The following is a 15,788-nucleotide window of genomic DNA, read 5'->3' as shown; positions in this document are numbered from 1 at the left end:
GCGTCTCTGACGGGTGAAAAACCGCATTAATCGTAACTGAAAACGTCACCACCGTGCATGTCTATCATCTCCAGTGCCTTACCACCACCACGAGCAACACAAGTGAGTGGATCATCCGCTACAACCACAGGAATACCAGTTTCTTCCATTAACAAGCGATCTAAGTCACGCAGTAAAGCACCACCGCCAGTTAACACCATGCCTCGTTCCGAGATATCAGAGGCAAGCTCTGGCGGAGATTGTTCTAGCGCCACCATAACAGCACTAACAATACCCGCCAAAGGTTCTTGCAGTGCTTCCAGAATTTCATTGCTAGTCATGGTGAAACTACGCGGCACACCTTCTGCCAGATTACGACCACGCACTTCAATTTCTAACACATCGTCACTGGGGTATGCTGAACCAATCTCGGTTTTGATGCGCTCTGCAGTTGCTTCACCAATTAAAATACCATAGTTGCGGCGAATATAATTCACAATGGCATCGTCAAATTTATCACCACCAATCCGCACAGAAGAAGAATACACGACGCCATTCAAAGAAATGATAGCAACTTCAGTGGTTCCACCACCAATATCGACTACCATGGAGCCTGTTGCTTCAGAAACAGGTAAACCTGCACCAATAGCTGCAGCCATTGGCTCATCAATCAGATAAACTTCACGCGCTCCGGCTCCTTGTGCCGATTCACGTATGGCACGTCTTTCAACCTGGGTTGAACCACAAGGTACACATACGAGAACACGAGGGCTAGGACGTAAAAAACTGTTACTGTGAGCTTGGCGAATAAAATGCTGAAGCATTTTTTCAGTCACATAAAAGTCAGCAATAACCCCGTCTTTCATCGGACGGATTGCTTTAATATTGCCTGGTGTGCGACCTAGCATTCTCTTAGCTGCATGTCCAACAGCAGCAACACTTTTCGGGCCGCCAGCACGTTCTTGGCGAATTGCAACAACCGAAGGCTCATTAAGCACTATACCCTGGTCTTTCACATAAATAAGTGTATTGGCAGTGCCAAGATCGATAGAGAGATCATTTGAAAAAATGCCGCGCAGTTTATTGAACATGGAGAAAATGAATCCTTTTAACAAAATTCGGCTGCCAAGACCGTAAAAGGCAAAACAGCAACAGAAAGAAATTTATACGAATGTTATGGCTATTCTAAGTAAGTCTCTAGCAAGAAAATAGCTTTTTATGACATTTTTACCAAATTAACACGAACCACTTTGTCATTACCTAAAATAAGTCTAGCCACAAACATATTCACTAGATTTTAGTTACAACAATTAGCCTGTTGCGAAAGACTAAAAGCTATAATAAAACATAAATACATTCGATAATAACGTAAAGAAACCATGTCTGAATTACCCGAAATCTGCTGGCTGCAATTGCAACATCCAAAACTGGAAATGACAAAAACTGAGCTTTGGGTCTGCCAGCTAGCTACGACAGTGCCAAATATTTCAGGTAATAAATGGCTTAAGCTTGCTTCAGCGCTTCGTAAAAGATCAGCTAAGCAAGGTATCTTAAGTATGGGCGGCGCTTTTTCCAACCACCTTGCTGCATTAGCCGCTGCAGGGAAGCACTATGGGTTTCCAACAGTAGGTTTAGTCAGAACAGATAAAATTGACCTTACCAATCCGACACTCGCGCAATGTTTACAGAACGGCATGTACCTTCAGCCAGTTGATCGCTCTTACTATAGACAACGCCATACTTCAGAGTTCAATCAAAAACTAATAAATTGTTATCCAGACTACCTTATTATCCCTGAAGGGGGAAGTAATGAAGAAGGTGCAAAAGGCGTAATGGCTTTACCTCTCGCACAGACGCCAGCAGGAGAAGCAAGCTTGTTATGTTGTGCCACAGCAAGTGGAGGAACCATAGCCGGTATTATTCAACGATACCCTGATATAAGAGTATTAGGTTTGGCCGTTGTACAAGACAAAACACTTATAGACAAGGTTAATGCTTGCTTACCGATAAATCATAACTTTTCTAATTGGGAACTTACAAAGGCAAGCTCAGCTTATGGTAAAGTTAAGGCTGAAGTAGTGGCATTTTGCTGTGAGTTAAAACCACAGATTAGTTTAGAACCCATATATACCGGTAAAGCTTTATATCAATTATTTGAATTATTAGAAAAAAAAGAGCTAGCGGCAGGTCAACGAATAGCCTTTTTTCATACTGGTGGCCTACAAGGTTTGGCCGGTCTTTATTATCGTAAGCTAATCAGTGAAACTGAGTATGCGCTACTTGCTGCAGATGATAACGAAGAAGCTTGCACAGCAGTATAAACTGGATAGCAATTTTCCACCTGCGTCGATGAGTACGTCATTTTGCTCACTCAATCACCAATGTCGCATGACGACAACTTCGTCAGGAACGAAGTTGGACTGCCGCAGGCAGGCCCGAAGGCGCTTCAATGCAAAAAGGCCCACCCGTTAGGGTAGGCCTTTTGCTTGAATGAGGTGCCTTCATGCCCCTCGCAGCGCTCGTGGCGTTCAGCCGGCGCCAAGCCAAACTGTTGGCTTGTCGAATTCCCGGCTTCACTGTACTACTTCGCATGGGGTCGCCCTGCTCGAGCAATATACCACCAGAATCACAGCCAATAAAAAAGCCCCACTCTTTCGAGTAGGGCTTTTCTATTGAATGAGGTGCCTGGCGGTGTACTACTCTCGCATGGCGAATGCCACACTACCATCGTCGCAGCTGCGTTTCACTTCTGAGTTCGGAATGGGTTCAGGTGGTTCCACAGCGCTATTGCCACCAGGCAAAAACGTGTCAGGAACAACGTTTTAACGCACTTTAGTGCGGCCCGCTTGCGGGTCAAATGCATGGATGCATTTGATAAAAAATTGTCGTTCCATCTTTAATCTAGCAAGCTGATTAGGTTACTCACAACCTTCTTCTAAAACATCTTGGGCGTTGTATGGTTAAGCCTCTCGGGCAATTAGTATGAGTTAGCTTAACGTGTCACCACGCTTCCACACCTCACCTATCAACGTTGTGGTCTCCAACGACCCTTTAGTAGGCTTAAAGCCTAAGGGATGACTCATCTTGTGGCCGGCTTCCCGCTTAGATGCTTTCAGCGGTTATCCGTTCCGAACGTAGCTACCGGGCAGTGCCATTGGCATGACAACCCGAACACCAGCGGTTCGTTCACTCCGGTCCTCTCGTACTAGGAGCAACTCCACTCAATCATCCAACGCCCACGGCAGATAGGATAAACTGTCTCACGACGTTCTAAACCCAGCTCGCGTACCACTTTAAATGGCGAACAGCCATACCCTTGGGACCAACTTCAGCCCCAGGATGTGATGAGCCGACATCGAGGTGCCAAACACCGCCGTCGATATGAACTCTTGGGCGGTATCAGCCTGTTATCCCCGGAGTACCTTTTATCCGTTGAGCGATGGCCCTTCCATACAGAACCACCGGATCACTATGACCTACTTTCGTACCTGCTCGACGTGTCTGTCTCGCAGTTAAGCTGGCTTCTACCATTACACTAACCGTACGATGTCCGACCGTACTTAGCCAACCTTCGTGCTCCTCCGTTACTCTTTAGGAGGAGACCGCCCCAGTCAAACTACCCACCAGACACTGTCCGCAATCCCGATTCAGGGACCTACGTTAGAACATCAAACATACAAGGGTGGTATTTCAAGGACGGCTCCACCAGGACTAGCGTCCCAGCTTCAAAGCCTCCCACCTATCCTACACATGTAGGGTCAATGTTCAGTGCCAAGCTATAGTAAAGGTTCACGGGGTCTTTCCGTCTAGCCGCGGGTATACGGCATCTTCACCGCAATTTCAATTTCACTGAGTCTCGGCTGGAGACAGCCTGGCCATCATTACACCATTCGTGCAGGTCGGAACTTACCCGACAAGGAATTTCGCTACCTTAGGACCGTTATAGTTACGGCCGCCGTTTACCGGGGCTTCGATCAAGAGCTTCGCTTGCGCTAACCCCATCAATTAACCTTCCGGCACCGGGCAGGTGTCACACCCTATACGTCCTCTTACGAGTTTGCAGAGTGCTGTGTTTTTAATAAACAGTTGCAGCCAGCTGGTCACTGCGACTCTCACGTGCTTACTGCGCAAGGCATTCACACACAAGAGCGTACCTTCTCCCGAAGTTACGGTACTATTTTGCCTAGTTCCTTCAGCCGAGTTCTCTCAAGCGCCTTGGTATGCTCTACCTGACCACCTGTGTCGGTTTAGGGTACGGTCACCAATACCTGAAGCTTAGAGGCTTTTCCTGGAAGCAGAGCGTCAGCAACTTCGTCACCGTAGTGACTCGTCTCGTGTCTCAGTCTTAGAGAAGCGGATTTTCCTACTCCTCCAACCTACGCACTTTCACGCGGACTACCAACGCCGCGCTTGCCTAGCTTTCTCCGTCCCCCCATCGCAGTATTGGCCGGTACAGGAATATTAACCTGTTTCCCATCGACTACGCCTTTCAGCCTCGCCTTAGGAGCCGACTCACCCTACCCTGATTAGCATGGGATAGGAACCCTTGGTCTTTCGGCGGGGAAGTTTTTCACTCCCCTTATCGTTACTCATGTCAGCATTCGCACTTCTGATACCTCCAGCATCCTTCTCAAGACACCTTCGCAGGCTTACAGAACGCTCCTCTACCACTCACACTTAGTGTGAATCCGCAGCTTCGGTGGATGATTTTAGCCCCGTTACATCTTCCGCGCAGGCCGACTCGACTAGTGAGCTATTACGCTTTCTTTAAAGGGTGGCTGCTTCTAAGCCAACCTCCTAGCTGTCTATGCCTTCCCACATCGTTTTCCACTTAATCATCACTTTGGGACCTTAGCTGGCGGTCTGGGTTGTTTCCCTTTTCACGACGGACGTTAGCACCCGCCGTGTGTCTCCCGAGTAGTACTCATTGGTATTCGGAGTTTGCATGGGGTTGGTAAGTCGGGATGACCCCCTAGCCCAAACAGTGCTCTACCCCCAATGGTATTCGCTCGAGGCGCTACCTAAATAGCTTTCGAGGAGAACCAGATATCTCCGAGCTTGATTAGCCTTTCACTCCGATCCACAAGTCATCCCCTACTTTTTCAACAGTAGTGGGTTCGGTTATCCTCCAGTTAGTGTTACCCAACCTTCAACCTGCTCATGGATAGATCGCCCGGTTTCGGGTCTACACCCTGCAACTATTCGCCCAGTTAAGACTCGGTTTCCCTACGGCTCCCCTATTCGGTTAACCTCGCTACAGAATGTAAGTCGCTGACCCATTATACAAAAGGTACGCAGTCACCCAACAACGTGGGCTCCCACTGCTTGTACGTACACGGTTTCAGGTTCTATTTCACTCCCCTTACAGGGGTTCTTTTCGCCTTTCCCTCACGGTACTGGTTCACTATCGGTCAGTCAGGAGTATTTAGCCTTGGAGGATGAATTTTTATGTTCAAACAGGATACCACGTGTCCCGTCCTACTCGTTTTCACTATAAAGGTGTTGTCGTGTACGGGGCTATCACCCTGTATCGCTCAGCTTTCCAGATGATTCCACTAACACCAATCTAGCTTAAGGGCTAGTCCGCGTTCGCTCGCCGCTACTAACGGAATCTCGGTTGATTTCTTTTCCTCGGGGTACTTAGATGTTTCAGTTCTCCCGGTTTGCCTCGTTACACTATGTATTCATGTAACGATAGTGCATAAATGCACTGGGTTTCCCCATTCGGACATCTACGGATTAGCGCCTCTTACCGGCTCCCCGTAGCTTTTCGCAGGTTAGTACGTCCTTCATCGCCTCTGACTGCCAAGGCATCCACCGTGTACGCTTAGTCACTTAACCATACAACCCCAAAATGTCTTGAAGTTACAGGTGTGAGTAAGGTATACAATATATGTATCCTTGTTTTGTTTCTTTTTACATCAGCTTGCCAAATTGTTAAAGAGCAGTTTGAGATAAACTCAAATCAAACCATTCCCGCTGGAACACTTTCATTTAAGCTCTCATTCTTTCGCTCATGCAATCAATCATCTGTGTGAACACTTATAACTCATTCTATATAGGTAAGGAGGTGATCCAACCGCAGGTTCCCCTACGGTTACCTTGTTACGACTTCACCCCAGTCATGAATCACAAAGTGGTAAGCGCCCTCCCGAAGGTTAAGCTACCTACTTCTTTTGCAACCCACTCCCATGGTGTGACGGGCGGTGTGTACAAGGCCCGGGAACGTATTCACCGCAACATTCTGATTTGCGATTACTAGCGATTCCGACTTCATGGAGTCGAGTTGCAGACTCCAATCCGGACTACGATACGCTTTAAGAGATCCGCTCACTGTCGCCAGCTTGCCTCCCTCTGTACGTACCATTGTAGCACGTGTGTAGCCCTACTCGTAAGTATGATGACTTGACGTCGTCCCCACCTTCCTCCGGTTTATCACCGGCAGTCTCCCTAGAGTTCCCACCATTACGTGCTGGCAACTAAGGATAAGGGTTGCGCTCGTTGCGGGACTTAACCCAACATTTCACAACACGAGCTGACGACAGCCATGCAGCACCTGTCTTACAGTTCCCGAAGGCACAAACACATCTCTGCGTTCTTCTGTAGATGTCAAGAGTAGGTAAGGTTCTTCGCGTTGCGTCGAATTAAACCACATGCTCCACCGCTTGTGCGGGCCCCCGTCAATTCATTTGAGTTTTAATCTTGCGACCGTACTCCCAGGCGGTCTACTTAATGCGTTAGCTGCGATACTCAAAGTACAAGACCTCGAACATCTAGTAGACATCGTTTACGGCGTGGACTACCAGGGTATCTAATCCTGTTTGCTCCCCACGCTTTCGCACCTGAGCGTCAGTATCGTGCCAGGGGGCCGCCTTCGCCACTGGTATTCCTCCAAATCTCTACGCATTTCACCGCTACACTTGGAATTCTACCCCCCTCTCACGTACTCTAGCTTTTCAGTATCGGATGCAATTCCCAGGTTGAGCCAGGGCTTTCACATCCGACTTAAAAAGCCGCCTGCGTGCGCTTTACGCCCAGTAATTCCGATTAACGCTTGCACCCTCCGTATTACCGCGGCTGCTGGCACGGAGTTAGCCGGTGCTTCTTCTGTGGGTAACGTCAAGAATTGCTACTATTAACAACAACTCCTTCCTCCCCACTGAAAGTGCTTTACAACCCGAAGGCCTTCTTCACACACGCGGCATGGCTGGATCAGGCTTGCGCCCATTGTCCAATATTCCCCACTGCTGCCTCCCGTAGGAGTCTGGTAGTGTCTCAGTCCCAGTGTGGCTGATCATCCTCTCAAACCAGCTAGGATCGTCGCCTTGGTGAGCCATTACCCCACCAACTAGCTAATCCCACGTAGGCGCATCCGATAGCATATACCTGAAGGTCCCATACTTTGGTCCCGTAGACATTATGCGGTATTAACAGTCGTTTCCAACTGGTATCCCCCTCTATCAGGCAGCTCCTACGCATTACTCACCCGTCCGCCGCTAAATCAGGTAGCAAGCTACCCTCATCCGCTCGACTTGCATGTGTTAGGCCTGCCGCCAGCGTTCAATCTGAGCCATGATCAAACTCTTCAATTAAAGTTCTTTCTGTCACCGAAGTGACGCTCAGTATTACTGACTAAATTTCTTTGGTCACTACTGATTAATTTCATTTCGAAATGATCATAAGTGCCCACACAGATAATTGATTGCTAATTGTTAAAGAGCGTGCTTCTTATTAGAAGCGAGGCTTTCACCTCAGGATTCTTACGAACCGTATTCTTTCAAACTTTGACTACGTTGCCGTTGTCCCTGTCTGTGGATGCGCATTATAGAGATCCGAAAAACTTGATCAAGATCTTTTTTCAATAAAAGGATCGTTCGGACACTTTTTAGCCGAAATGTCCATTTAACAAACAAAATGATGACTGTATTACGTTGTTTTAGGGCATTTCTAGGCATAAAGACCTTTAAATGTGCTTTATGCTAACCAAAAGGTTAATTACGAAACATTAAAAAGGTAAAAATGCTCAATGAGCCCTGAAAAGAATAGAAGTGCAGACAGTTACAATATATTGAAAAGGAATTGGCTAAACTCTTCACTCGAAAGACTACATCACAGAGTAAATGGCTTGAATCAATAACAGTATGTAATATCAAAACATAATCAGAGTAGTTAAACCTTATATTGGATATGCTAAAACTTGGAAACTTTTACTCGTCTCGATCAATTGGTTAATAACGAAAATTCGTTCTATAACTAGGTCTAATCCAATAGGGAATAAAGATGAAGGCTATTGAGCAGTTACAAACCTGAAGTCTTTTTAACCAATTATCACTTATCACTGCAAAGGGCGTTTAGGTCGCAACAACAGAATGAGATTGAGTAAGCCAACTGGACGAATATATAAGAAGTTATAAATAGTGATTCACTGATTAAACTTGACTCTATTACAGTATAGGTAAAATGAGTAGTAGAGAGAGTGGAGCTAAGTTGTTAGAAGTACCTAATGTTAATATTTGAGGCATTAAAAAAGCCGAGCATTGCTCGGCTTTTAGTGGAACTATTGATTATTCAGCTGCAGTTTCTTCAACTGGCAACGCATCCGTTTCCGGACGATCAACTAATTCAATATAAGCCATAGGTGCATTATCACCAGTACGGAAGCCACACTTAAGAATACGAGTGTAACCACCTGGACGCGCGTTGTAACGCGGGCCTAAAACGTTGAATAATAAACCTACAACTTCTTTATCACGAGTACGAGCGAAAGCTAAACGGCGATTTGCAACGCTGTCATTTTTCGCTAATGTGATCAATGGCTCGATCACACGACGTAACTCTTTAGCTTTTGGCAAAGTCGTTTTGATGATTTCGTGCTTCACCAATGAGCTTGCCATGTTGCGGAACATTGCCGTGCGGTGGCTGCTGTTCCGATTTAATTGACGACCACTCTTGCGATGGCGCATGATCTATTCCTTCTCACTAAACCAGGAACTGGTATCTGGTTAGTCTTTATTTACCAAACTAGCTGGCGGCCAGTTTTCCAGGCGCATGCCTAAGGATAAACCGCGTGATGCCAACACGTCTTTGATTTCGGTAAGTGACTTCTTACCAAGGTTTGGCGTTTTAAGAAGCTCAACCTCGGTACGCTGCACCAGATCACCAATGTACTGAATCTGCTCTGCCTTCAAGCAGTTTGCAGAACGAACTGTTAGCTCTAAATCATCAACAGGACGTAACAGAATCGGATCAAACTCCGGTTTCTCTTCACGTTTTTCAGGCTCACTCTTATCACGCAGTTCAACAAAGAATTCAAGCTGTTCAGCAAGAATAGTTGCTGCGCGACGAATGGCTTCCTCTGGCTCAACAGTGCCATTGGTTTCCATGTCGATAATCAGTTTATCCAAGTCAGTACGCTGTTCTACACGCGCAGCTTCAACTGTATAAGCAATACGCTCTACAGGGCTGAAAGAAGCATCGAGTAACAGACGACCAATAGGACGTTCGTCATCATCTGAGGACAAACGAGCTGATGCAGGCACATAACCACGACCGCGCTGAACCTTAAGACGCATACTGAATTCAGTTTCGCCTGTTAGGTTACAAATAACATGGTCAGGATTAACGATTACTACACCGTCGCCACGCTGGATGTCTCCAGCAGTTACAGGGCCGGCACCTTTCTTCGTTAAAGTCAGCGTGACTTCATCTTTGTCTTCCAGGCGAACGGCAAGGCCTTTCAGGTTAAGGAGTATATCAATGATATCTTCCTGGACACCTTCTTTAGCACTGTACTCATGGAGAACGCCGTCGATTTCTACCTCAGTCACTGCACAACCTGGCATTGACGATAACAGAATACGACGTAACGCGTTGCCCAAGGTATGCCCGAAACCGCGCTCAAGTGGTTCCAAAGTAACTTTGGCACGAGTTGGGTTGATCCTTTCGATACCAACTAATCTCGGCTTAAGGAATTCGGTGACAGAACCCTGCATATATCCTCTCTTAACAATTAGCTTTACTTAGAGTAAAGCTCGACGATTAACTGTTCGTTGATGTCAGCAGACAAATCTGAACGCTCAGGAGTACGTTTAAAAACGCCTTCCAGTTTCGCATTATCTACTTCGATCCAAGTTGGTTTCTCACGTTGTGCGGCAACTTCAAGCGCAGCACCGATACGGGCTTGCTTTTTAGCTTTCTCACGAACAGAGATAACTTGTTCAGGTAATACAGCATGTGATGGAACATTCACGACGCGACCATCTAACATGATTGCTTTGTGACTGACCAATTGACGTGCTTCAGCACGTGTACTGGCTAAACCCATGCGATATACAACGTTGTCTAAGCGTGACTCTAACAACGCTAACAGGTTCTCACCGGTATTACCTTTCAAACGCGCAGCTTCTTTGTAATAATTACGGAACTGCTTTTCTAATACGCCATAAATACGACGTACTTTTTGCTTCTCGCGTAACTGTAAACCATAGTCTGATAAACGACCGCGACGTGCGCCGTGCTGACCAGGTGCTGTGGTTAAGTTACACTTTGAATCGATTGCTCTTACGCCGCTCTTCAGGAACAGATCTGTACCTTCGCGACGACTTAGTTTGAGCTTAGGACCCAAATATCTTGCCATCTTCTTTCTCCAATAATCCGTGAAGCGCTGTTATTACACGCGACGTTTTTTAGGTGGACGGCAACCGTTATGCGGGATTGGCGTCACGTCGGTGATATTTGTGATTTTGTAACCAGCGGCATTCAGAGCACGAATCGCTGATTCGCGGCCTGGGCCTGGGCCATTCACAAACACTTCAAGGTTTTTCAGACCATATTCAAGTGCAGCAGTACCTGCACGCTCTGCAGCTACCTGAGCAGCGAAAGGGGTAGATTTACGTGAACCACGGAAACCTGAACCGCCAGCAGTTGCCCAACACAGCGCATTGCCCTGACGATCAGTGATCGTCACGATGGTGTTGTTGAAAGAAGCATGGATATGAGCCATACCGTCTGAAACTTGTTTTTTTACCCGCTTACGAGTACGAACTGGTGCTTTAGCCATGTTGAATCACCTTATTTCTTAATCGCTTTACGTGGGCCCTTACGGGTACGCGCATTAGTCTTAGTGCGCTGTCCACGAACCGGCAGACTACGACGGTGGCGTAAACCACGGTAGCAACCCAGGTCCATTAAACGCTTAATGTTTAATGTGATTTCACGACGCAAGTCACCTTCAACGGTGTATTTTGCAACTTCGTCACGTAAAGAGTCCAGTTGTGCATCGCTTAACGTTGCGATCTTGGTTGTCTCTTCGATGCCCACTGCAGCTAAGATAGCTTTTGAGCGGGTCTTACCGATACCATAAACATAAGTCAGTGAAATCACTGCATGTTTATTATCGGGGATGTTAATGCCAGCGATACGGGCCACTAACGTTCTCCTATCTGAAATTAAAAGATGCCAATTTGAAAAGCCCGTAAGGATACTCAAATGGCGCTTATATTGCAAACAATAAAGGGGCTAAACTTAAAGTTCAGCCCGCCTTATCGTTTTCTGCTATTAACCTTGGCGCTGTTTGTGCTTAGGTTCACTGCAAATTACGCGAACTACGTTGTTACGCTTGATCACTTTGCAGTTACGGCAGATCTTCTTAACGGAAGCTCGTACTTTCATAACTTAACTCCGCAAATAATCTTAACGACCTATGCCTTTAAGATTTGCCTTTTTCAGAACAGAATCATACTGATGAGACATCAGATGGGTCTGTACCTGTGCCATGAAATCCATGATAACCACGACGATAATCAGCAACGAAGTACCACCGAAGTAGAACTGTACATTCCACGCTACCATCATGAACTCAGGAACCAAACAAATAAAGGTAATATACAAGGCACCTGCAAGGGTTAACCGAGTCATCACTTTATCAATGTATTTTGACGTCTGTTCACCAGGACGGATACCAGGAATGAAGGCACCAGACTTCTTCAAGTTATCAGCTGTATCACGCGGATTAAATACCAACGCAGTATAGAAGAAACAGAAGAAAATAATCGCTGCTGAGTATAACATCATATACAGCGGTTGTCCCGGAGATAATGTTAGCGCTAATTCTTGTAAGAAATTCGCTACCATACCTTCGCCTGACCCGAACCAACTAGCAATAGTGCCAGGGAACAGAATTATGCTAGACGCAAAAATTGGTGGAATAACACCTGCCATGTTCACCTTTAACGGTAAATGGCTACTTTGCGCGGCAAACACCTGACGGCCTTGCTGACGCTTAGCATAGTTAACCACAATACGACGCTGGCCGCGTTCAAAGAACACCACAAACCAGGTAATCGCAACAACGATCACGCCAATAGCAATTAATAGTAAAAAGTGCAAATCGCCCTGACGTGCCTGCTCAATCGTCTGGCCAATGGCAGACGGGAAGCCAGCAACAATACCGGTAAAAATTAGCAACGAAATACCATTACCAATGCCACGTTCTGTAATTTGCTCACCTAACCACATTAAGAACATGGTTCCTGTAACCAAACTGATTACTGCGGTAAAGTAAAATGCAAAACCTGGGTTAATTACTAACCCTGGCATCATATTTGGCAGGCCGGTGGCAATACCAATAGATTGTAATATCGCTAATGCTAACGTACCGTAGCGCGTGTATTGGTTGATTTTACGCTTACCCGCTTCACCTTCTTTTTTCAGTTCAGCCATTGCCGGATGCATAACCGTCAAAAGTTGAACGATAATAGAGGCAGAGATGTAAGGCATAATACCTAACGCAAATACTGAAGCACGCTCAAGAGCACCACCGCTGAACATATTAAACATTTCAACGATGGTACCTCTTTGTTGCTCGAATAACTGAGCTAGCACGGTGGCGTCAATTCCAGGAATTGGCACAAAGGAGCCTAACCGAAATACGATTATGGCTAAGAGCACAAACAACAAGCGAGATTTCAATTCACTGAAGCCGCCTTTTGCTACTCTTGAGTCCGAACCTGGTTTAGCCATCGCGTACTATCCTTATTATTCTTCTACTTTACCGCCGGCGGCTTCAATCGCAGCACGCGCGCCTTTAGTTACGCCTAAACCTTTGACAGTTACAGGACGAGTAATTTCGCCTGAAAGCACAACTTTAGCGAACTTAACAGTACGTGCAATGATGTTAGCTTCCATTAAAGAGGCTAAATCAACCACGTCACCATTAACGGCAGCCAGTTCGTGTAAACGTACTTCAGCAGAAACCAGAGATTTCTGAGAAGTGAAGCCGAACTTAGGTAAACGTTGTTTTAAAGGCATTTGACCGCCTTCGAAACCTGGACGAACACCGCCGCCAGAACGTGATTTAAGACCTTTGTGACCACGGCCACCTGTCTTACCTAAGCCCGAACCGATACCACGGCCCAGACGGCGCTTTTCTTTCTTAGCACCTGGTGCTGGAGCAAGAGTATTTAATAACATCTGTTACTCCTCCACTTTAACCATGTAGTAAACGGCGTTGATCATACCACGAACTGAAGGAGTATCTTCAACTTCAACAGTATGACCAATACGACGTAAACCTAAACCCAGTAAAGAAGCCTTGTGGCGCGGTAAGCGACCAATGCTAGACTTCACCTGAGTGACTTTGATAGTTTTCTTCGTCATGGTAAATTACCCCAGAATATCGTCAACGCGTAAACCGCGTTTTGCAGCTACTTGTGCTGGCGACTTAACAGACGCTAAAGCATTAATAGTTGCGCGAACTACGTTAATTGGGTTAGTTGAACCGTAACACTTAGATAAAATGTTTTGAATACCAGCAACTTCCAGAACAGCGCGCATAGCACCACCAGCAATTAGACCAGTACCTTCCGCAGCAGGCTGCATGTAAACATTAGAACCTGAATGCACACCCTTAGTTGGGTGATGCAGTGTGTTACCATTTAGTTCAACCTGAGTCATGTTACGACGTGCTTTTTCCATTGCCTTTTGAATAGCAGCTGGAACTTCACGCGCTTTACCATAACCAAAACCAACACGACCGTTACCGTCGCCAACCACTGTCAATGCAGTAAAGCTGAAAATACGACCACCTTTTACCACTTTTGACACGCGGTTAACGGCAACAAGCTTCTCTTGTAAATCAGATTGTTGTTTAGCTTCTTCGTTAGCCATGAGCTACTCCTAGAACTGAAGACCGGCTTCACGCGCGGCGTCTGCTAACGCCTGCACGCGACCATGATACTGGAAGCCGCTACGGTCAAAAGCACAAGCAGTAACGCCTTTAGCTACTGCACGTTCGGCGATCGCTTTACCTACAGCCTTAGCTGCATCTACGTTACCAGTGTACTTCAGTGATTCTTTGATTGAAGCTTCTACAGTAGAAGCTGCAGCAATCACTTCTGCATTTGGTGCAATAAGCTGAGCGTAGATGTGACGTGGAGTACGGTGTACTACCAGGCGATTCGCACCTTGTTCGATAATGTTTCTGCGAGTGCGTTTGGCACGACGCAGACGAGCAAGTTTCTTATCCATCGTCCTACCTTACTTTTTCTTCGCTTCTTTACGACGCACGTTTTCATTCGCATAACGAACACCTTTGCCTTTGTAAGGCTCTGGTTTACGATATGCACGAATGTTGGCAGAAACCTGACCAACTAATTGCTTGTCAGCACCTTTAACTACTACTTCGGTCTGAGTAGGTGTTTCGATGGTAATACCATTTGGTACTTCGAAAACGACCGGGTGTGAAAAGCCTAAGCTCAGGTTTAATACCTTACCTTCTGCCTTAGCACGGTAACCCACGCCTACTAATTCCAGTTTCTGAGTGAAGCCTTCGCTAACACCAGTAACCATATTATTTAAAAGTGCACGGGCTGTACCCGCTTGTGCGTCAGCGTTTTCGAAACCTTCGCGTGGAACAGTACGCAGTACGTTACCATCAACAACGATTTCAACCGCAGGGTTAACATTTAGTGTCAACTCGCCGTTTTTGCCCTTAAGTGCCACTACCTGACCGTTTTGCGTAACTGATACGCCGGTAGGAAGAGTGACGGGGGCTTTAGCAACACGAGACATAGATTACTACCTCCGTTACGCTACGTAGCCGATGATTTCGCCACCGATACCAACCTTGCGCGCAGCACGGTCAGTCATTAGTCCTTTAGATGTTGACACGATGGCCACACCTAAACCGCCCATTACCTTAGGTAATTCATCGCGCTTCTTGTAGATGCGCAGACTTGGCCGACTAACACGATCGATAGTTTCAATAACTGATTTGCCTTGGAAATACTTTAACGTAATTTCCAATTCTGGCTTAACATCACCAGATACAGCGAAATCGCCGATGTAACCTTCGTCTTTTAATACTTTCGCAATTGCAACCTTCAATTTTGAAGATGGCATTTTAACCGCAACTTTGTTAGCCGACTGGCCGTTACGGATGCGAGTAAACATATCCGCTACTGGATCTTGCAAACTCATAGCTCGTTACTCCCGTGATTCTTACCAGCTAGCCTTACGAAGGCCAGGAATTTCACCGCGCATAGCCGCTTCGCGGACCTTGATCCGGCTCATACCGAACTTGCGCAGATAACCATGTGGACGACCTGTCACACGACAACGATTACGCTGACGTGCTGGGCTTGAATCACGCGGTAACGTCTGTAACTTCAAAACTGCTGCCCAACGGTCTTCATCAGACGTTGTTGGATTGGCAATCAGATCTCTCAGTTCATGACGCTTTGCAGCGAATTTGGCTACCAGTTGTGCACGCTTTAATTCGCGAGCTTTCATTGATTGTTTTGCCATGACCC

At 46.4% G+C, this 15,788-nt stretch carries 16 protein-coding genes and 3 rRNA genes; 1 reads left to right on the top strand and 18 read right to left on the bottom strand.

Features of this window, described 5'->3' with window-relative positions:
* Positions 1-26: 26 nt before the first annotated feature.
* On the bottom strand, positions 27-1,070 hold the full coding sequence (locus tag ACO1PK_RS08265; RefSeq protein WP_189433420.1) for a rod shape-determining protein: 1,044 nt from the start codon (positions 1,068-1,070) through the stop codon (positions 27-29).
* A gap of 342 nt (positions 1,071-1,412) precedes the next feature.
* Here ACO1PK_RS08265 and ACO1PK_RS08260 point away from each other — a divergent pair, with 342 nt between their 5' ends.
* Positions 1,413-2,300: a 1-aminocyclopropane-1-carboxylate deaminase/D-cysteine desulfhydrase gene (locus ACO1PK_RS08260; protein WP_423185173.1), complete on the top strand. Its 888-nt coding sequence runs from the start codon at positions 1,413-1,415 to the stop codon at positions 2,298-2,300.
* Between the two features lie 362 nt (positions 2,301-2,662).
* Here the strand turns inward: ACO1PK_RS08260 and rrf are convergent.
* The 17 genes from rrf to rpsN form a co-directional block, all read right to left on the bottom strand.
* Positions 2,663-2,777: ribosomal RNA gene (gene rrf, locus ACO1PK_RS08255) — 5S ribosomal RNA — on the bottom strand.
* Positions 2,778-2,935: 158 nt separating this feature from the next.
* A 23S ribosomal RNA gene (locus ACO1PK_RS08250) occupies positions 2,936-5,820 on the bottom strand.
* A gap of 222 nt (positions 5,821-6,042) precedes the next feature.
* Positions 6,043-7,571, bottom strand: a 16S ribosomal RNA gene (locus ACO1PK_RS08245).
* Together the 16S, 23S and 5S rRNA genes form the textbook arrangement of a ribosomal RNA operon.
* 972 nt (positions 7,572-8,543) lie before the next feature.
* The gene (gene rplQ / locus ACO1PK_RS08240; protein WP_189434338.1) at positions 8,544-8,942 is read right to left on the bottom strand and encodes a 50S ribosomal protein L17; all 399 of its coding nucleotides are present in this window, start codon (positions 8,940-8,942) and stop codon (positions 8,544-8,546) included.
* Between the two features lie 39 nt (positions 8,943-8,981).
* A complete protein-coding gene (locus ACO1PK_RS08235) occupies positions 8,982-9,971 on the bottom strand; it encodes a DNA-directed RNA polymerase subunit alpha (RefSeq protein WP_189434340.1) in 990 nt (329 codons plus the stop codon).
* A 23-nt stretch (positions 9,972-9,994) separates the two neighbouring features.
* Positions 9,995-10,615 (bottom strand): 30S ribosomal protein S4, encoded by a 621-nt coding sequence (gene rpsD / locus ACO1PK_RS08230; protein ID WP_423188160.1) that lies wholly within the window; start codon positions 10,613-10,615, stop codon positions 9,995-9,997.
* Positions 10,616-10,648: 33 nt separating this feature from the next.
* Complete coding sequence (rpsK, locus tag ACO1PK_RS08225) at positions 10,649-11,038, bottom strand: 30S ribosomal protein S11 (protein ID WP_040552629.1); 390 nt, start codon at positions 11,036-11,038, stop codon at positions 10,649-10,651.
* An 11-nt stretch (positions 11,039-11,049) separates the two neighbouring features.
* On the bottom strand, positions 11,050-11,406 hold the full coding sequence (gene rpsM / locus ACO1PK_RS08220; RefSeq protein WP_065956458.1) for a 30S ribosomal protein S13: 357 nt from the start codon (positions 11,404-11,406) through the stop codon (positions 11,050-11,052).
* A 129-nt stretch (positions 11,407-11,535) separates the two neighbouring features.
* Positions 11,536-11,649, bottom strand: a complete 114-nt coding sequence (gene rpmJ / locus ACO1PK_RS08215; RefSeq protein WP_008950799.1) for a 50S ribosomal protein L36 — start codon at positions 11,647-11,649, stop codon at positions 11,536-11,538.
* 21 nt (positions 11,650-11,670) lie between these two features.
* Positions 11,671-12,999 (bottom strand): preprotein translocase subunit SecY, encoded by a 1,329-nt coding sequence (gene secY / locus ACO1PK_RS08210; RefSeq protein WP_423188159.1) that lies wholly within the window; start codon positions 12,997-12,999, stop codon positions 11,671-11,673.
* 15 nt (positions 13,000-13,014) lie between these two features.
* Entirely contained in the window at positions 13,015-13,449 is a 435-nt protein-coding gene (gene rplO, locus ACO1PK_RS08205; RefSeq protein WP_423188158.1) for a 50S ribosomal protein L15, read from the bottom strand.
* Between the two features lie 3 nt (positions 13,450-13,452).
* Positions 13,453-13,635 (bottom strand): 50S ribosomal protein L30, encoded by a 183-nt coding sequence (gene rpmD, locus ACO1PK_RS08200; RefSeq protein WP_423188157.1) that lies wholly within the window; start codon positions 13,633-13,635, stop codon positions 13,453-13,455.
* A 6-nt stretch (positions 13,636-13,641) separates the two neighbouring features.
* Positions 13,642-14,145 carry a 30S ribosomal protein S5 gene (rpsE, locus tag ACO1PK_RS08195; RefSeq protein ID WP_423188156.1) on the bottom strand — a complete coding sequence of 168 codons (504 nt, stop codon included), beginning with the start codon at positions 14,143-14,145 and terminating at the stop codon, positions 13,642-13,644.
* A 9-nt stretch (positions 14,146-14,154) separates the two neighbouring features.
* A complete protein-coding gene (rplR, locus tag ACO1PK_RS08190; protein ID WP_335737905.1) occupies positions 14,155-14,505 on the bottom strand; it encodes a 50S ribosomal protein L18 in 351 nt (116 codons plus the stop codon).
* Between the two features lie 9 nt (positions 14,506-14,514).
* Positions 14,515-15,048, bottom strand: a complete 534-nt coding sequence (gene rplF / locus ACO1PK_RS08185; protein WP_423188155.1) for a 50S ribosomal protein L6 — start codon at positions 15,046-15,048, stop codon at positions 14,515-14,517.
* A gap of 15 nt (positions 15,049-15,063) precedes the next feature.
* Positions 15,064-15,456 (bottom strand): 30S ribosomal protein S8, encoded by a 393-nt coding sequence (rpsH, locus tag ACO1PK_RS08180; RefSeq protein WP_423188154.1) that lies wholly within the window; start codon positions 15,454-15,456, stop codon positions 15,064-15,066.
* A gap of 21 nt (positions 15,457-15,477) precedes the next feature.
* Positions 15,478-15,783, bottom strand: coding sequence for a 30S ribosomal protein S14 (gene rpsN / locus ACO1PK_RS08175; RefSeq protein WP_423188153.1), 306 nt, complete (start codon positions 15,781-15,783; stop codon positions 15,478-15,480).
* Between the last annotated feature and the right edge of the window lie 5 nt (positions 15,784-15,788).

This window comes from Alishewanella sp. d11 (genome assembly GCF_049390205.1).
GTDB lineage: Bacteria > Pseudomonadota > Gammaproteobacteria > Enterobacterales > Alteromonadaceae > Alishewanella.
This window is presented reverse-complemented; position numbering and strand designations above follow the sequence as displayed.